Source organism: Virgisporangium aurantiacum (genome assembly GCF_016863635.1).
In the GTDB taxonomy this organism is placed as follows: domain Bacteria; phylum Actinomycetota; class Actinomycetes; order Mycobacteriales; family Micromonosporaceae; genus Virgisporangium; species Virgisporangium aurantiacum.
In genome coordinates this window covers 17,107-34,012 of sequence record NZ_BOPG01000072.1, presented here as the reverse complement: position 1 = coordinate 34,012, position 16,906 = coordinate 17,107, and the positions used below count along the sequence as shown (strand labels likewise).

At 70.4% G+C, this 16,906-nt stretch carries 15 protein-coding genes, 1 tRNA gene and 3 pseudogenes; 14 read left to right on the top strand and 5 right to left on the bottom strand.

Annotation, left to right across the window (positions count from 1 at the left end; all coding sequences use genetic code 11):
- The first annotated feature begins 1 nt into the window (after nucleotide 1).
- From Vau01_RS47125 to Vau01_RS47115, 3 genes are read left to right on the top strand one after another with little or no spacing between them, the layout of a single operon-like run.
- The gene (locus tag Vau01_RS47125) at nucleotides 2-1,324 is read left to right on the top strand and encodes an MFS transporter (protein ID WP_204007209.1); all 1,323 of its coding nucleotides are present in this window, start codon (nucleotides 2-4) and stop codon (nucleotides 1,322-1,324) included.
- Nucleotides 1,321-2,739: a pyridoxal phosphate-dependent decarboxylase family protein gene (locus Vau01_RS47120; RefSeq protein WP_204007207.1), complete on the top strand. Its 1,419-nt coding sequence runs from the start codon at nucleotides 1,321-1,323 to the stop codon at nucleotides 2,737-2,739. The genes Vau01_RS47125 and Vau01_RS47120 overlap by 4 nt, the downstream gene beginning before the upstream one ends.
- Before the next feature lie 9 nt (nucleotides 2,740-2,748).
- Nucleotides 2,749-3,255, top strand: coding sequence for an NADH-quinone oxidoreductase subunit B (locus Vau01_RS47115; RefSeq protein ID WP_204007205.1), 507 nt, complete (start codon nucleotides 2,749-2,751; stop codon nucleotides 3,253-3,255).
- On the opposite strand, the gene Vau01_RS47110 is transcribed toward Vau01_RS47115, so the two are convergent.
- Together Vau01_RS47110 and Vau01_RS47105 are read right to left on the bottom strand one after the other, a co-directional pair.
- Nucleotides 3,245-3,715, bottom strand: a complete 471-nt coding sequence (locus tag Vau01_RS47110) for a Uma2 family endonuclease (protein WP_204007203.1) — start codon at nucleotides 3,713-3,715, stop codon at nucleotides 3,245-3,247. The two genes, Vau01_RS47115 and Vau01_RS47110, sit on opposite strands and share 11 nt — an antisense overlap.
- Complete coding sequence (locus Vau01_RS47105; RefSeq protein WP_204007201.1) at nucleotides 3,708-4,292, bottom strand: Uma2 family endonuclease; 585 nt, start codon at nucleotides 4,290-4,292, stop codon at nucleotides 3,708-3,710. The genes Vau01_RS47110 and Vau01_RS47105 overlap by 8 nt, the downstream gene beginning before the upstream one ends.
- A 170-nt stretch (nucleotides 4,293-4,462) precedes the next feature.
- On the opposite strand from Vau01_RS47105, the gene Vau01_RS47100 reads away from it, so the two are divergent.
- From Vau01_RS47100 to nuoH, 3 genes are read left to right on the top strand one after another with little or no spacing between them, the layout of a single operon-like run.
- The gene (locus Vau01_RS47100; protein WP_239152445.1) at nucleotides 4,463-5,764 is read left to right on the top strand and encodes a DUF2252 domain-containing protein; all 1,302 of its coding nucleotides are present in this window, start codon (nucleotides 4,463-4,465) and stop codon (nucleotides 5,762-5,764) included.
- 13 nt (nucleotides 5,765-5,777) lie between these two features.
- Nucleotides 5,778-6,569 (top strand): NADH-quinone oxidoreductase subunit C, encoded by a 792-nt coding sequence (locus tag Vau01_RS47095; protein ID WP_204007197.1) that lies wholly within the window; start codon nucleotides 5,778-5,780, stop codon nucleotides 6,567-6,569.
- A gap of 1 nt (nucleotide 6,570) precedes the next feature.
- Complete coding sequence (gene nuoH, locus Vau01_RS47090) at nucleotides 6,571-7,533, top strand: NADH-quinone oxidoreductase subunit NuoH (RefSeq protein WP_204007195.1); 963 nt, start codon at nucleotides 6,571-6,573, stop codon at nucleotides 7,531-7,533.
- Here the strand turns inward: nuoH and Vau01_RS47085 are convergent.
- Complete coding sequence (locus tag Vau01_RS47085; RefSeq protein WP_204007193.1) at nucleotides 7,526-8,299, bottom strand: hypothetical protein; 774 nt, start codon at nucleotides 8,297-8,299, stop codon at nucleotides 7,526-7,528. The two genes, nuoH and Vau01_RS47085, sit on opposite strands and share 8 nt — an antisense overlap.
- 54 nt (nucleotides 8,300-8,353) lie before the next feature.
- Here Vau01_RS47085 and Vau01_RS47080 point away from each other — a divergent pair.
- The 6 genes and pseudogenes from Vau01_RS47080 to Vau01_RS47055 form a co-directional block, all read left to right on the top strand.
- Nucleotides 8,354-8,833 (top strand): annotated as a pseudogene (locus Vau01_RS47080) (NuoI/complex I 23 kDa subunit family protein); the annotation flags it as partial.
- 14 nt (nucleotides 8,834-8,847) lie between these two features.
- Nucleotides 8,848-9,342, top strand: a pseudogene (locus Vau01_RS47075) (NADH-quinone oxidoreductase subunit J family protein); the annotation flags it as partial.
- A 5-nt stretch (nucleotides 9,343-9,347) separates the two neighbouring features.
- A complete protein-coding gene (nuoK, locus tag Vau01_RS47070; protein ID WP_204007187.1) occupies nucleotides 9,348-9,665 on the top strand; it encodes an NADH-quinone oxidoreductase subunit NuoK in 318 nt (105 codons plus the stop codon).
- A pseudogene (locus tag Vau01_RS47065) lies at nucleotides 9,662-11,179 on the top strand (NADH-quinone oxidoreductase subunit 5 family protein); the annotation flags it as partial. The gene nuoK and the pseudogene Vau01_RS47065, both read left to right, overlap by 4 nt.
- 419 nt (nucleotides 11,180-11,598) lie before the next feature.
- Entirely contained in the window at nucleotides 11,599-13,050 is a 1,452-nt protein-coding gene (locus Vau01_RS47060; protein ID WP_204007183.1) for a complex I subunit 4 family protein, read from the top strand.
- Nucleotides 13,040-14,449, top strand: a complete 1,410-nt coding sequence (locus Vau01_RS47055) for an NADH-quinone oxidoreductase subunit N (RefSeq protein WP_204007181.1) — start codon at nucleotides 13,040-13,042, stop codon at nucleotides 14,447-14,449. Before Vau01_RS47060 ends, Vau01_RS47055 begins: the two co-directional genes overlap by 11 nt.
- Here Vau01_RS47055 and Vau01_RS47050 read toward each other — a convergent pair.
- Both Vau01_RS47050 and Vau01_RS47045 read right to left on the bottom strand, forming a co-directional pair.
- Nucleotides 14,439-15,140, bottom strand: coding sequence for a VWA domain-containing protein (locus tag Vau01_RS47050; RefSeq protein WP_204007179.1), 702 nt, complete (start codon nucleotides 15,138-15,140; stop codon nucleotides 14,439-14,441). The genes Vau01_RS47055 and Vau01_RS47050 overlap by 11 nt on opposite strands.
- A 50-nt stretch (nucleotides 15,141-15,190) precedes the next feature.
- On the bottom strand, nucleotides 15,191-15,685 hold the full coding sequence (locus Vau01_RS47045; protein ID WP_204007177.1) for a YajQ family cyclic di-GMP-binding protein: 495 nt from the start codon (nucleotides 15,683-15,685) through the stop codon (nucleotides 15,191-15,193).
- A gap of 360 nt (nucleotides 15,686-16,045) precedes the next feature.
- Here Vau01_RS47045 and Vau01_RS47040 point away from each other — a divergent pair.
- Both Vau01_RS47040 and Vau01_RS47035 read left to right on the top strand, forming a co-directional pair.
- Nucleotides 16,046-16,126 (top strand) — tRNA-Tyr (locus Vau01_RS47040).
- Between the two features lie 217 nt (nucleotides 16,127-16,343).
- On the top strand, nucleotides 16,344-16,898 hold the full coding sequence (locus Vau01_RS47035) for a Uma2 family endonuclease (RefSeq protein ID WP_204007175.1): 555 nt from the start codon (nucleotides 16,344-16,346) through the stop codon (nucleotides 16,896-16,898).
- Nucleotides 16,899-16,906: the final 8 nt, after the last annotated feature.

The window sequence follows — 16,906 nt, the reverse complement described above, 5'->3', positions numbered from 1 at the left end:
CATGAGCGACATTGCGTTACCCGTTCGCGTACCGGCCGGCTATTCGCTGGGTTCGCTGGCCACCGGCGCGTTCGGAACCGTGCCGGGGCTGCTGCTCCTGCCGTACCTCACCGACACGCTGGGCATCGCGGCGGCGCTCGCCGGCGTGCTCGTGCTGGCGCCGAAGGCCTGGGACGTGCTGTTCAACCCGATCGTCGGGCGCATCTCCGACCGGGCCGGAACGCGGCGGCCGTTCCTGCTCGGCGGCGGGCTGACGCTGGCCGTCCTGTTCGCGGCGATCTTCGCCGGGCCGTTCCGCTCGGGCGTCCCGGCGGCCCTGTACGTGGCCCTCGCCTTCCTCGCCACCGCGACCGCGTTCGCGTTCTTCCAGGTTCCCTACGTGGCGATGCCGGCCGAACTGACCGACAGCTACACCGAGCGGACCCGCCTGATGACCTGGCGGGTGGCGGTGCTCGCCGTGGCGATCCTGGTGTCGGGCGCGGTGGCGCCGGTCGTGGTGAACGCCGGCGGCGACGGGATCGCCGGGCACCGGCTCATGGGCGTGTTCGTCGCCGTGATCATCGTGATCGGCGTGCTCGGCGTGTACTTCGGCACGGCCGGGGCGGAAAACCGGATGGCGGGCGAGAGCGAACCGTCGCTGCGCGCCCAACTGCGCGTCGCCGCGTCCAACAAGGCTTTTCGCGGTCTCCTGATCTGCTTTGTCGTACAGGCGGCCGGGATCGCGACGATGCTCGCCGGGGTGCAGTACTTCGCGACGCACGTGCTGAAGGACGAGGAGACCGGCCCGACCGTGCTGTTCGCCTGCTTCGTCGGCCCGGCCCTGCTGGTGATGCCGCTGTGGAAGCGGGTCGGGCAGCGCTCGGGCAAGCTGCGCGGCTACTGGATCGCGTCGCTGCTGTTCGCGGGCGGCGCCGCCGTGCTGCTGGCCGCGACGGTGGTCCCGGTGGTCGTCGTCTATCTGGTGACGGCCGTGATCGGCGTCGGGTACGCCGGCCAGCAGGTGTTCGGGCTCGCGATGCTGCCGGACTGCATCGCCTACGACGCCGCCCGCACCGGCCGGCGGCAGGCGGGCGTGTTCACCGGGCTGTGGACGGCGGGGGAGACGCTCGGGCTGGCCGTCGGTCCGGGGCTGTACGCGCTGGTGCTGGCGGTGTTCGGGTACGTATCGAATACGGAAGGGTCGATCGCGCAGTCTTCGTCGGCCCGCCTGGGCGTACTGCTCGGCTTCACGGTGCTGCCGGCGGTGCTGGTGGCCGGGGCGCTGGTGCTGCTGCGCGGTTACGACCTCACTGAGGAACGACTGGAATCGGTGGTGCGCGCATGAGTCTCCCGGAGCGCGGCCGGGCCGTGGACGAGATCCTGGCCGAGGTGGCCGCACTGCGGTCCCGCGATCTGCCCACCCACGGCGGGAAGCTGTTCGCCTACGTGTACGACCCGGCCGTCCCCGGCCTTGATGATCTTGCGCTGAAGGCGCACGGCCTGGCGGCGTCGACGAACGGCCTCGACCCGACGGCGTTCCCCTCGCTGCTGCGGATGGAGAACGACATCGTGGCGGCCGCGGCGGGTCTGCTCGGTGGCGGGGTCGGCAGCCTCACGTCGGGTGGCACCGAGTCGGTGCTGCTGGCGGTGAAGGCGGCCCGGGACGCCCGGCCCGACGTGGCGTCGCCGCGGATGGTGCTGCCGTCGTCGGCACATCCCGCGTTCGCGAAGGCGGGCGCCTACCTGCGGGTGGCGCTCGACGTTGTCGACATCGCACCGACGACGCTCCGCGTTTCACCCGCCGACATGGACGCCGCGATCGGACCCGACACCGTGCTGGTGGTGGCGTCGGCGCCGGCGTATCCGCACGGCGTGGTCGACCCGGTGCCCGCGATCGCCGCGCTTGCGGAAGAGCGCGGCGTGCGGTGCCACGTCGACGCCTGCTTCGGCGGGTGGATCCTGCCGTTCTGGCGCGACCTGGGCGTGGCCGGCGAGCCGTTCGACTTCTCCGTTCCCGGCGTCACGTCGGTGTCGGTCGACCTGCACAAGTACGCGTACTGCCCGAAGGGCGTGTCGGTACTGCTGCACCGGACGGCGGCACTTCGGGAGCCGCAGTACTTCGGTTACGCCGGCTGGCCCGGGTACGGGCTGGTGAACGCCACGGTCGCGTCCACCCGGGCGGGCGGCCCGATCGCGGCGGCCTGGGCGGTTCTGCAGCGCCTCGGCCGGAACGGCTACCGCTCCCTCGCCGCTCAGGCGCTGGCCGCGACGCGGGGCCTCGCGTCGGCGGTCTCGGCGGTGGACGGGCTCTCATTGCTGGTGACGCCGGAATCACCGGTGGTCGCGTTCCGCTCCGACGACCCTGCTGTGGACGTGTTCGTGGTGGCCGACGAGCTCGCCGCGGCCGGCTGGCACATCCAGCCGCAGATGTCGTTCGGCGGGCTCGGCCGCACCGCCCACCTCACCGTGACGGCGGCGGTGGAACCGCACGTCCCGGAGTTCGCCGACGCGCTGGTGGCCGCCGTCGACGCGGCCCGCCGGAAGGGTCCCGCGGTGGCACCGTTCGAGGGGCTGGACACGCTCGACCCGGCCACGCTGACGCCCGACGTCGTCGCCGAACTCGCCGCCGCGGTCGGCCTCGACCTCACCGCGGGCAGCCCCACGAACGGCATGGCGACGATCAACGCCGTGCTCGACGCAGCACCGATCCCGGTGCGGGAGAAGCTCCTGGTAGCGGTGCTCGATCTCCTTCAGCGTTAGGGTGAGCCCATGAGCGTGCTCGGTGACCCGATCAAGTTCGTCCTGAACTGGGGCCGGCGGTACTCGCTGTGGGTGTTCAACTTCGGGTTGGCGTGCTGCGCGATCGAGTTCATCGCCACGTCGATGGGCCGGCACGACTTCATGCGGATGGGCGTCATCCCGTTCGCGCACGGCCCGCGGCAGGCCGACCTGATGGTCGTGTCGGGCACCGTCACCGACAAGATGGCCCCGGCGATCAAGCGCCTCTACGACCAGATGCCCGAGCCCAAGTACGTCATCTCGTTCGGTGCCTGCTCGAACTCCGGCGGCCCGTACTGGGATTCGTACTCGGTCACGAAGGGCGTCGACCAGTTGATCCCGGTCGACGTGTACGTGCCCGGCTGCCCGCCCCGCCCCGAGGCGCTGCTGCACGGCATCCTGCGGTTGCAGGAGAAGATCGCCGGCGAGCAGAGCGGCCCGGGCGGCGTCCACCGCCCGGACCCGTTGTCGTTGCAGGCTCCGCTGATCAAGCCTTGAACCGCAAGCGTGCCGGGCAGATCTCCACCAGCACGGGAGCGTCGAATCCGACCCGTTCATCGTTCCGGGCGGTGACGACTTTCTTGTACTCTGCGGCGTTCCCGTTCATCCGGTAGGCGACGAACTCCGAACTCTCCAGGTCGAAGTGCCAGAAGTGCTCGATGCCGTTCTTTGCGTAGAGCATCGGTGTGAACTGCCGTTCCCATGCGCGGCTGTCATCGTCGATCACTTCGGCGACCAGTACTGGTGGTGTGGCGAGTGGTCCATCGCCCGCTGGCAGGCTCGCCCGCTTTACGACGACCACGTCGGGCTGAGCTATCTGAGCCTGGAACGGCGGCAGTACCAGCGGACCGGGCAACACTTCGAGGCTACGTGGGCAGTGCTTCATCAGAGCGACCACCAGGTTCCGTACCGCGTACTGGTGCAGTAGCGACGGCCCGTGCACGAAGGCGTTATCCATTGATGATCTCCGCCGGACAGATCTCGACGGGGTACGGCTCGTCGAGCCGGATCCGCTGCTCGCCCCTTGCCTCGGCCACCTCCGCGTACTTGGCGCCGAGCCATCGCCGCGCCACGAAATGAGCCGTCAACGGGTCGAAGGTCCAGTGGCGCTCCACGCCGCTGTTCCCGTATGCCTTCGGCTTGTCCTCCAGATCAAACTTTCGGGTGCTCTTCGACAGGACTTCCACCACCACGACGGCCGGTTTTCGCACCACTCCGTCGAGGATGTCGATGTCGGCGCGCCGCAGCACCACCACGTCCGGCTGAAATGACGTGTCCAAGGCAATCTCGTAGTCGACAGGTGCGACGAAGACCTCCAGGTCGGGCGGGCAGGCGGCTTGTAGTGCATCGCGGATCGCCAGGGCCGCCCGCTGGTGAAGGAGGATCGGTGCCGGGCTCACGATCAGTTCCCCGTTGAAGAGCTCGCGCCGAACCCCGTCTTCCGGTGTGCGTGCAAGGTCGTCAACCGTCCACTCCCCCCTCTTCGGAGGGGAGCCGCGGTGTACGTCTGCATCGTCGGCCGTCACAACACTCATGGTGCCTCCCCTTGGTCGGATCTTGTGCCATCGAGCCTGGCAAAATTCAAGACGTCTGGGAACGTGCTGGGGCAAGTTCGGGTTTTGCTCATGATCCGTGGACCTGGCGGTGGACGACACACATAAGCACTGGTCGGTTACCGTATGGCCGACAACAGGAGGCGAAAACCGTGACGGAAAAATCTCGCGCCGACCACATTAAAGACGTCCTATCGAGTGAATTCGGCGAGTTAATGGCCCGAGACCCCTCGGCATTCCGGCGCAAGTTCCGTAAAATGGCCGGCTCCGCGTTCGCGTTCTACCGTGGCAGCGCGTGCCTCTTCTACGCCGACGTCACGAACGAGAAGGACCCGTTCCTCGACGAACGCACCAGCCGGGTCTGGATCCACGGCGATCTGCACGCCGAGAACTTCGGTACGTACATGAACTCCGAGGGCATCCTCGTGTTCAACGTCAACGATTTCGACGAGGCCTACGTCGGCCCGTTCACCTGGGACCTCAAGCGGTTCGCCGCCAGCATCGCGCTCGTCGGGTTCGCCAAGGCGCTGAGCGACGAGACCATCGGCGACCTGGTCGGCGTCTACACCGACGCCTACCTGCGGGAGGTGCGGGCGGTCGCCGCCCGCGGCGACGACGCGATCGGCTCGCTCACGCTCGACAACACCGAGGGTGTGATCCACGAGGTGCTGCAGGAGGCCCGCCTCAACACCCGCATCGAGATGCTCTCCGAGCAGACGAAGGTCGAGGACTACGAGCGGCGCTTCACGATGCGCGACGGCGTTCACGAAATCGACGACAAGACGAGGGCGAAGGTCTGCGCGGCGTTCGAGGAGTACCTCACCACGCTGCCGCCGGCCCGGCTCAACCGGCCGCACGAGTTCAACGTGAAAGACGTGGTGCTGCGCAAGGGCGTCGGCATCGGCTCGGCCGGCCTTCCGTCGTACAACCTGCTGCTCGAGGGGCACACCCAGGCGCTGGAGAACGACATCATCGTCTACATGAAGCAGGCGCAGGTGCCGGCCGTCTCCCGCTGGATCACCGACGAGAAGGTCAAGGCCTACTTCAAGCACCAGGGTCACCGCACGTGCGAGTCGCAGCAGGCGCTGCAGGCGCATGCCGACCCGTGGGTGGGCTACACCGAGCTCGACGGCGTCGGCCAGATCGTCGCCGAGGTCTCGCCGTACGCGGCCGACCTCGACTGGTCGGGGGTCAACGAGCCCGACGAACTCGAGAAGGTGGTCCGTGACCTGGGCCGGGCCACCGCCCGCATGCACTCGGTCGCCGACGACGAGTCGGCACACGGGCTGGTCGACTACTCCACGGAGGAGGCGATCGTCGCGGCCGTCGACAAGGACGAGCCGGGCTTCCGGCGCATGCTCGTCGACTTCGCCCACGCCTACGGTGCGCAGGCCCGCGAAGACCACCAGACGTTCGTCGACCTGTTCCGCAACGGGAAACTGCCGGGCCTGTAAGTACGATGCCGGAATGACGCCGGAGGAGATCGGGGCAAGGCTCGCGGCGCTGGTGGACGAATCACCGGCGCCGACCGTGTCCGGCGGTGGCCCGTTCGCCCGGGCCACCGTCGACGTGCCCCTCGGCCGGTGGCGGGCCGCCGTTCAGGCCGGCCGCGACGACCCCGAACTCGGCCTCGACTTCTTCGACTGGCTGAGCGCCGTCGACGAGGGCGACGGCGGCTTCGACCTCGTCATCCACGTCTGGTCCACGACCAGGCGGCACGGGCTGCTCATCCGCACCCGGCTCACCGACCGGGCGGCGCCGCTCGCGCCGTCCATCGTCGACCTGTACCCCGGCGCGGCCTGGCACGAGCGCGAAACGCGTGAGATGTTCGGCATCACGTTCACCGACCCCGGCGACGACCGTCCCTTGCTGTTGCCCGAGGAGTTCGAGGGCCACCCGCTGCGCAAGGAGTTCGTGCTCGCCACCCGGGTGGCCAAGCCGTGGCCGGGCGCGAAGGAGCCGGGCGAGAGCAGCCACGGCGGTCCGGCGAAGCGGCAGCCGATGCGCCCGATGGGCGTCCCCGATCCCCGCGAATGGGGGCCGAACGCGGGCGCGTCCCCGGAGCCCGAGGAGGACCGCCCGAGACGGCCCGCCGCCGACCGCCCGGCCCGCCCACCGCGGACCCCCCGGACCCCGCCACCAGCCGCGGCCGCGCCGCCGCCGGCCGCAACCCCGCCGCCTCCAGGCGGGGCCGCGGCACCGCCTCCCGGCGAATCCCCGGCCCCGCCTCCCGGCACGGCCCCGACGGACGGTGAGTGACATGCCGATCTGGCTGGAGCTCGCGATCCGGGTGCTCGCCGTGGTGGGCGCGTTCCTGACGCTGCCGCTGCTCGTCGGCCAGACCGAGCACAAGGTGATGGCGCACATGCAGGGCCGGCTCGGCCCGATGTACGCCGGTGCGTTCCACGGCTGGGCGCAACTGATCGCCGACGGCGTGAAGTTCGTGCAGAAGGAGGACATCACCCCCCGCGACGCCGACCGGCAGGTGTTCCGGCTGGCACCGGTGATCTCGTTGGTGCCGTACCTGGTGGTGCTGCTGGTGATCCCGCTCGGGCCGAGCGGCCTGGTCGCCCAGCCGCTCGACATCGGGCTGTTCTTCGTGCTTGCCGTGGTCGGCGTCGGGGTCGTCGCGGTGCTGATGGCCGCGTGGGCGTCCGCGAACAAGTACGCCCTCCTCGGCGGATTGAGAGCGGCCGCCCAGCTCCTGGGCTACGAACTCCCCTTCGTCCTGGCCGCCGCGAGCGTCGCGATGGCCGCCGGCACGCTGAGTCTGCCCGGCATCGTCGACGCGTGGCGCCCGTGGTGGCTGCTGTGGCAGGCGCCGGCCCTGGCCGTCTTCTTCATCGCGGGCCTGGCCGAGATCAGACGGCCGCCGTTCGACATGCCGATCGCCGACTCCGAACTCGTCTTCGGCTACATGACCGAGTACACCGGCCTGCGGTTCGCGTTCTTCCTGCTGGCCGAGTATGTCGGCATCGTGGTGATCGCCGCGCTCACCACGGTGCTGTTCCTGGGCGGCTGGAAGGGCCCGTTCCTGAACGCCGAACTCGGCTGGCTGTGGACGCTGGTCAAGGTGGCGGCGGTGTCGTTCGTGGTCATCTGGCTGCGGGTCGCCTACCCCCGGCTCCGCGAGGACCAGCTGCAACGCCTGTGCTGGCTGGTCCTCGTGCCGGTGGCGCTGCTCCAACTGGTCCTCACCGTGGGCGTCAAGGTGGTCATCTGATCAGCAGCGCCCCGGCCATGCCGCACAGGTAGAAGGCGCCCCCGAGGATCAGCAGGAACCGCACGGTCCACCAGCCCTCGCGCGCCTCGCCGGAGTAGCGGTCGACGACCTCGGCGTGGGTCAGGTCGGTGACGCCGACGCGGTACCCGCGGCCCCCGGTCAGCACGAGTTGCCCGTCGCGGTGGACGGGGCGGACGAACAGCGTCGCCGTGACGTCGTCCCGCACCAGCTCCTCGACCAGCACGATCTCCGTCGTGTTGCGGTTGCGCCGCAGCACCGACGGCGGCACGAGCCGGAGAAAGCCGTCCTCGACCCGGGTCCGGAGGGACCGCTCGACGAGACCGCCCTTCCCGTCCAGCGCCCGCTCCAGCAGCGGCACCTCGACCGGCACCCGGGCCGTGCCGTCGTGGAACCACACCGTGTGGCCGGAGAGTTGTGACCAGACCACCGTCTCGTCCCACCGGTGTCCGCTGTCGGTGGTGACCTTGTCGACCCGGAGCACCGTCAGCCGGAACCACAGGCACGGCGTGCCGGTCGCCGGCGCCGTCACGACGGAATCTCCCGCCACGGTCGAGCCGCGCACCGCCACCCGCCGCGGCCGCGCCTTGACGCTCAGCAGGTCGACCACCGTCCACGCGGGCACCCGGCGCAGCAACCGGCTGCGAAGGTCGTCGGACAGCGCGACGGCGGCCCCGATCGGGACCACGATCAGGAAGAGCCCCCCGCACCCCGCGCTGATCGTGAAGATCAACTTCAGGACGTCCACGCCGCCGAAGGTAGCGGTACACCCCAACCATGCGGATGTAGCAGGATGTAGCTCGTGGACTCGTTGCCGGGCAGTGGGCTTGTCAAGGGCTTGGCCGTCACGCTGAAGACGATGACCCGTCGGTCACACACCAGGCAGTACCCCGACGTTCAGCCGGACCTGCCGCCCCGCTCGCGGGGGGTGATCGCGCTGGTCGAGGAGAACTGCACGGTGTGCATGCTGTGCGCCCGGGAATGTCCCGACTGGTGCATCTACATCGACTCCCACAAGGAGGAGGTGCAGGTCCCCGGCGCGGCCCGGTCCCGCCAGCGCAACGTGCTCGACCGGTTCGCGATCGACTTCTCGCTGTGCATGTACTGCGGCATCTGCATCGAGGCGTGCCCGTTCGACGCCCTGTTCTGGACGCCGGAGTTCGAGTACGCCGAGTACGACATCCGCGACCTCATGCACGAGAAGGAGCGGCTCGACGAGTGGGCGGAGACCATCCCGCCCCCGCCGGCGCACGACCCGAACGGCGAACCGTCCAAGGAAGAACAGCGGGTCGTGAAGTGACGGCGGCCGACCTGCTGCTCGTCGCGCTGGGCGCGGTGGCCGTCGGCTCCGGCGTGCTGGTCGTCACCACGAAACACCTGGTCCGGGCGGGTCTCTGGCTGGTGGTCACGCTCGCTGCGGTGGCCGGCTGCTACCTGGTGCTGGGAGCCGAGCTCCTCGCCTGGGTCCAGATCCTCCTGTATGTCGGCGCGGTGGTCGTCCTCCTGCTGTTCGCCGTCATGCTCACCCGGGCACCGATCGGCGCCAGCACCGACCTCGACCGGGTCCGCTGGCCCGGCATCCTGATCGGTGGCGGCGCCGGCCTCGGCCTGGCCGCGCTGTTCGCGTCGGCCTACCGGTGGACGGAGGTGGCGTCACCGGCCACCGGCACCGCCGAGCGGCTGGGCGCGCAGGTCTTCACCTCGTGGGTGCTGCCGTTCGAGGTGGTGGGCGTGCTCCTGCTGGCGGCGCTGGTCGGTGCGATCGTCGTCAGCCGCCCAGACATCGGGAAGCGTTGATGCACGCCACGATTCCCTACCTCATCGCGAGTCTCCTCATCGGCCTGGGCGTCTACGGCGTGCTCGCCCGCCGCAACGCGATCCTCGTGCTGATGGCCGTCGAGCTGCTGCTCAACGGCGTCAACCTGGTGTTCGTCACCGCCGACGTCACGGTGCAGGCGGTGCTGCCGCACAGTGGCCAGGTGTTCGCGCTGTTCGTGATCGTGCTGGCCGCGGCCGAGATCGGCGTCGGCCTCGCGGTGGTGCTGCAGCTCTACCGCCTGCGCAAGTCCGTGGCCGTCGACGAGGTGCCGCTGGAAGAAGAGGTCAGCGCGTGACGGTACTTGCCGCCGCCGCGCCGCTCGCGCCCCTGCTCGCGGCGTTCGTCGGGTTCCTGCTGCGCTCGCGGCGCGCGGCCGCCGCGCTCGCGATCGGCGCGGCGTCCGTGTCGTTGGTCGCGGCCATCGGGCTCGCCGTCCGGTTCGAAAACCCTTTCGTGGACGCGTACAGAGCGGCCGATTTCGCGGGTCTGTCGGTCGACTTCGGCGTACGCGTCAACGGGCCGGCGACGCTGATGGCGGTCACCGTCGGCGTGGTGGCGCTGGCCGTGCAGGTCTACTCGGTCGCCTACCTCCACGACGACGACCGCTACGCCCCCTACGCCGCCCAGGTCTCGCTGTTCACCGCCGCGATGATGACCGTGGTCGTGGCGCCCGACCTGATCCAGCTGCTCATCGGCTGGGAGGTCATGGGCATCTGCTCGTACCTGCTCATCGCGCACGACCGACGGCTGCCGGAGGCGCCCGGCGCCGCGGTGAAGGCGTTCCTCGTCACCCGCGTGGGCGATGTCGGGTTCCTGCTCGGGATCGCGGTGCTCGGCTACCACGCCGGCAGCTTCCGCATCGACGTCGTGCTCGCCCACGACTACCACCCGCGAGACCTGACCCTGGCGACCCTGCTGCTGCTCGCCGGCGTGGCCGGCAAGAGCGCCCAGTTCCCGCTGCACACCTGGCTCCCCGACGCGATGGCCGGCCCCACCCCGATCTCGGCGCTGATCCACGCGGCGACGATGGTGGCCGCCGGCGTGTACGTGGTGGCCCAGCTGTTCCCGCTGTTCGAGGGCTCGGACACCGCGCTGACGGTGCTCGCCGTGATGGCGGCGATCACGATGCTGCTCGGCGCGCTGGCCGCCCTGGCACAGACCGACATCAAGCGGGTGCTCGCCTGGTCGACGGTGAGCCAGCTCGGCTACATGACCGGCGCGCTCGCCGTCCACGCGCCCGGCACGGCCCTGTTCCACCTGTTCACCCACGCCGCGTTCAAGGCGCTGCTGTTCCTCGCCGCCGGCGCGGTGATCCACGCGGTCGGCAGCAACCTGATCGCGGTCACCGGCGGGCTGCGCGGAACGATGCCGGCGACGTTCCTGGCCACCACGGCGGGCCTCGCCGCGCTCGCCGGGCTGCCCCCGTTCTCGGGCTTCTTCAGCAAGGAGGCGGTGCTCGCGTCGGCCGCGCACGAGGGCGGTGGCGCCGGCTGGCTGGTGTACGGCGCGGGCGCGGTCACCGTCCTGCTGACCGGCTGGTACGCGGCCCGGCTGTGGCTGCGGGTCTTCCTCGGCGCGCCCCGCACCGACGCGGCCCGGAACGCGCACGAGCCACCGGGCGCGATGCGCTGGCCGGTGCTGTTGCTGGCCGTGCCGGCCACCCTGCTCGGGTTCGCCGCGCTGAGCGACGGGTTCGTCGACCGCCTGGGCCCGGGAACCGAGGAGGTCGGCCACTTCGGCGCCGCTCTCGCGGTCCCGTTGCTTCTTGCCCTTGCCGGCGCGGGCCTGGCGGCGCTGATGTGGCGCCGAACTGACGCTGTGCCTAATGCGCCCGCCTCCGCGGGCGCGGGCCCCGGCGCCTCGGAGGCGCCGCCTTCCCTCGTCGCTCCAGTCGCTCCGCTCCCTGCGCTCCTCAGTCCAGGCGACGCCGGCGCCAGGGCCGACCCCGCGGATCTTCTGCCGGCGCGCGACACACTCGCGGCGGCCTTCTACCTGGACGCCGTGCAGGACGCGCTGGTGACGCGGCCGGTGCTGGCGCTCGCGCGGTGGGTGAAGCGGGGCGACGAGGCCGTGGTCGACGGCGCGGTCAACGGCTCCGGCGCGACGGCGGTGCGGGCCGGCGGGTTGCTGGCGCTGATGCACCGGGCCAGCGTGCCGCGGGCGGCCGGCGCGGCGCTGGCCGGAGCGGTACTCCTCGGACTGGTGGCGGCGGTACTGGAGTGGACGCGATGACCTGGCTCCTGATCGCGACGCTCGCGCTGCCCGCCCTCGGCGCGCTCGCCGCTCTCCTCCTCGGGCGGCTGGCCGGTGCGGTGGCGGCGTTCCTCGCGCTGGTGGCCGCGGCGCTGCTGCCGATCGACCGTGCCGTCGGCACCGGTTTCGGGCTGAACCCGTGGCACGAGATCGACCTGCCGTGGGTGCCGGCGCTGTCGCTGCGGTTCCACCTGGGCGTCGACGGGGTGTCGTACCCGCTGGTGGTGCTCACCGCGCTGCTGACGTTCCTGTGCTGCCTCTACACGCTGTGGCACGTGCCGCACGACCGCGACGGCCGGCAGCTGGTCGCGCTGCTGCTGGTGATCGAGGTCGGGATCATCGGCGTGTTCCTGGCCCTCGACCTGATCCTGTTCTTCGTGTTCTTCGAACTCGTGCTGCTGCCGATGTACGCGCTGATCGCCGGCTGGGGCGGGCCCGCGCGGCGGGCGGCGGCGCGCAAGTTCGTGCTGTACACGCTGTTCGGATCGGTGATCCTGCTGGTCGGGCTGGTCACCGTGGTGACGGCGGCCGGCACCGCCGACCTGGTCGCGTTGACCTCCTACCGCCTCGGTTCCGGTACCTCGCGGGTCGCCTTCGTGCTGCTGCTGATCGGCTTCGCGGTGAAGAGTCCGCTGTGGCCGCTGCACACGTGGCTTCCCGACGCGCACACCGAGGCGCCCACCGTGGGCTCGGTGATCCTGGCCGGCGTGCTGCTGAAGATGGGCACGTACGGGCTGCTGCGGATCGGCGTCGGCGTCACGCCGGACGGTATCGCCTGGGCGTCGCCCGGCGTGGCCGTTCTCGCCGTCGCGGCGATCATCGTCGGTGGGCTCGTGTGTCTGGCGCAGACCGAGTTGAAGCGGCTGATCGCGTACTCGTCCGTCGGGCACATGGGCTTCGTGCTGCTCGGCATCGCGACGCTGACCACCACCGGCTTCCAGGCGGCGCTGATCGGGAACCTGGCCCACGGCGTGATCACCGGCCTGCTGTTCTTCCTCGCCGGTGCGATCAAGGACCGCGCGCACACGGGCGACCTCGGCCGGCTGGGCGGGCTGCGGGAGACCGCGCCGGGGCTGGCCGGGCTGCTCGGGTTCGCCGCGATCGCGTCGCTCGGGCTGCCCGGGCTGGCCGGCTTCTGGGGGGAGGCGTTCGCGGTGGTCGCGGCGATCGAACGGGGCTGGACGGCCGCGGCGGTGCTCGCCGCTCTCGGCGCCGCGCTGGCGGCGGCCTATTTCCTGCGATTGTTGCGGTCCGTTTCCCATGGCTCATCGGTTCGCACCATGCCCGGGTTGCAGCGGTCCGAGATGGTTTCGTGGGCGCCCCTGGTGCTGCTGACGATCGCCCTCGGACTCGTACCGGCCCTGGCGCTGACCCCGGCGGCCAAGCCCGTGCGCGACCTGCTTCTGGTGGTGGCCGGTGTCAATTGACCATGTGGCGCTGATCCCCGCCTACCTGGCGGCCGGCACCGCCGTCCTCGTCCTGCTGGCCGACGTCGTGCTCGCCCGGCGGCCGGTGTCGATGGCGGTGGCCGCCGTCGGCGCTCTCGGTACCGCTGTCGGTGCGTTCTGGCTCGCGACCGGGTCCACCCGGTCCGCTTTCTGCTCCACCGGGTGCTCGTACGTGGTGTCGCCGCGCTCGGCCGTGCTGATGGGCGTCTTCGCGCTGTTGACCTTCGCCGTTGTGGCGTTCTCGGCCACCGTGCGCGCGCCGATGGGGGAGTACTGCTTCCTGCTGGCCTGCTCGATGACCGGCGGTGTGGTGCTGGCCGGCGCCGGCGACCTGATCACGCTGATCGTGGCCCTGGAGACGCTGACGCTGCCGCTGTACGTGCTGGTCGGCCTGCGCCGCACCCTGCCCTCGGCCGACGCAGCGGTGACGTTCCTGGTCGTCAGCGTGGTGTCGACCGCGATCTCGCTCCTCGGCGCGGCGCTCCTGTACTCGGCGACCGGCGCCGTCCACTTCTCCGCTGTCGCCGCCGGCCTGGATGCGGTTCCGTCGCTCCTGCGGCCACTGGCCCTCGTCGGGATCGTGGTGCTGCTGACCGGCCTGGCGTTCAAGGTCGCGGCGGTACCGCTGCACGCCTGGGCGCCGGCCACGTACGACGGCGCACCCCTGCCGGTGGCCGCGTACCTGTCGACGGCCTCGAAGCTCGGCGGCCTGGTCGCCCTGGTGTACGTGGTGCAGGCCGTCGAGCCGGAGCGCGACGTGGCGGTGGCGGCGGTCGTGGTCCTCTCGCTGCTGACGATGACGGTCGGCAACCTGGTGGCGCTGCGACAGCGCCGGATGGTCCGCTTGCTGGCCTGGTCGTCGATCGCGCAGGCCGGGTACATCCTGGCGGCCCTGGCCGTGCCCGACGGCGGGGCGACCGCCCTGACCTATGCGGTGTTCTTCGTGGCCCTGGAGCTGGCCGCGTTCGGCGCCGTGATCGCCCTCCGATCCTTCGACGGTGACGGCGGGTCGTTGGGCGACTTCGCCGGGGCGGGCCGGGGCGCGCCGTGGCGATCGGCGGTGCTGGTGCTCGCGCTGGCCGGTCTCGCCGGCCTCCCGCCGGGCATCGCCGGCCTGTTCGCGAAGGTCGCCGTGGTGCGATCGCTGGTCGACAGCAACGCGACGTGGCTGGCCGTGGTCGTGGCGATCAACGCCGTGGTGGGCCTGGCCTACTACGTCCGGGCCGGTGCCGCCCTGTTCGCCGCCCCCGAGCCGGACGCGAGGTGGCCACGCACCCACTGGGCCGTTGCCGCGGGGCTCGCCCTGGTGGGACTGGTCGCGCTGGCGCTGGGCTTCGCGCCCCAACTCGTCTTCGACGCGGTCGCCTTCAGCTCCTGACGATCCCCGCCGCCCGCGCGGCGGCCAACCACGACGGAAACTCCGACATCAGATTGTCATAGAGGACGTCGTCCGGAACCGCCTTCGGCTCCGGCCCGGCCGGGAAGAACCCGGCGTTGTCGACGACCCGCTTGGCCGGCACCGGCAGGTCGTCGAGGCGGCGCAGGTAGGCGAACTCGTCGTCGCCGAAGCCGATGAACTGCCAGAAGATGGGCAGCTTCGCGGCCGCGCAGAGGACCTCGGTGGTCTCCCGCTTCGAGGTGGGCGCGCCGTCGGTCTGGAACACGACAAAGGCCGGGCCGCGTCCCCGGTGATGGTCGATCACTGCCCGCATGGCGGCGGCGTAATCGGTGGCACCCATGGCGCCGGCGGTGGCCTTGATGCGGTCGATCGAGCCGGTGTAGTTGGTCAGCTCGATCTCCACCGCCGGGCGGGCCGTGGTGTCGAAGAAGATCACGGGGACGGTGCCGTCGTCGTCGAAGTGCGCGGCGAGGGCGAGCACGCGCTCGGCCAGCGCCTGCACCGAGCCGTCCTTGAAGTAGCGGTTCATCGACCGCGAGTGGTCGATCACGAGGTACACGGCGGCCCGCTCGCCGCCCAGCCGGTGCTTGTCGAGGCTGACCCGCGCGGTCTTGTACAGGTTGACGAGGCCGGGCGCGGTGGCGGTCAGTTTGGTGAGGTCGATGGGCACGCCCGTATTTTGGGGCCTGGCCGCCACCGTTGGCCAGGCCCCAAGATCTGTTACCGGTAGTTGGTGAACTGCAGGGCGACGCCGAAGTCCTCCTGCTTGAGCATGGCGATCACCGCCTGCAGGTCGTCCCGCTTCTTGCCGGTGACGCGCAGCTGGTCCCCTTGAATCTGAGCCTGGACACCTTTAGGCCCCTCATCGCGGATCTTCTTGCTGATAGCTTTCGCCTTGTCCGATTCGATGCCCTGGATAATCTTGCAGTCGAGCCGATGCACCTTGCCCGAGGCCCGCGGTTCCCCCGCATCGAGCGCCTTCAGTGAGATCTGCCGCTTGATCAGCTTCTCCTTGAAGACCTCGAGCGCGGCCAGAACCCGGTCCTCGGTCTCGGCCTGCAACGTGAGCCCTTCCTCGCCGGCCCACTTGATCTCCGCTCCCGTGCCGCGGAAGTCGAACCGCTGCGAAAGCTCCTTGGCGGTCTGCTGAACCGCGTTGTCGACCTCCTGCCGGTCGACCTTGCTGACGATGTCGAACGAGGGTGCGGACGCCATGTTTCGCGCTCCTGTACGTGTTGTGGATCCGGTCTTCGTGCCGGGGTTCGCGCCCTGGCAGTTGTGCGTGTCGCGCGGCCCTGGCGGTTGCGCCGCAACGCGTGGCCGCTGCGCTTTGGCTTGTCGCCTCAGCTTGTCGCCGTGGCTTGTTGCCGTGGCCGCTGTGCCCTGGCTTGTTGCCGTGGCCGCTGCGCTCGCCGAGCGGCGATGTGCCTACCGGCCCATCATGCGCGCCCGGTGCCCGTTCCCCGTATGGGCCCAGCCAAGATGGGCTCGGCCGAGGGTACCCGTTTGCGCGGGGCCGGGGTCATACCGCTATCCTTGCGTGGCTGCCGGACGCAGGGCGTCCGGTGCAAACCCGGCGGGTTGCCCGAGCGGCCAATGGGAGCGGACTGTAAATCCGTCGCGAAAGCTACAGAGGTTCGAATCCTCTACCCGCCACACGCAGTACCCAAGGCCTCTGACCTGGACTTACTCTGGTCGGAGGCCGATCTCGTTAGTGCGTCACTGGCCTACGATCGACCCGCCCCGCCGGAGTTATGACTTTTGGGTGTCTGCGTCGAGGGCGACACGACCGCCCAGGGCTGGCTAGGCTCGGCGTAGCGAGTTGCAGCGCGATGTAGCGCGTTTTGGTCCGGCTCCCCAGGAGGTGTCAGACGTGACCGTGCAGGTCGTCGGCCACGTCGGCCCGTGGAGCGAGGACGAGTACCTGGCGCTGGGCGAGACGACGGACCGGATCGAGTTGATCGATGGGAGCCTTGTCGTGAGCCCGGCGCGGAGCAGGAGTCACCAGCGCCTCTCCCGCCGCATCGCCAACGCGCTCGACGAGGCCGCAACGTCTGCCGGGTTGGTCGTCTATGAGGCGATCAACGTCCGGTTGCACACCGGCCGCATCGCGATCCCCGACATCGCCGTGGTCGACGTGGACCAAGAAGGGGTAATCGTCGACGCCTCGCGGCTACCGCTGATCAGCGAGATCGTCTCGCCAAGCAACGCCGCCATGGATCGGGTCCTCAAGATGGACCTCTACGCAGCGGCCGGCATCGGCTGGTATCTCCTGATCGAACACGAGCCGGTCAACTCGCTCACCCTGCGCCTCAACGAACTCGACGGCCGGCACTACGTTGAGCGCGCCGTGGCCAAGCAGGGCGAGGTCCTGACCTCTGAGCGCCCGTTTCCGTTCAAGTTGGACACCCGTTCACTCGTCCGCTGAGCGGTGCA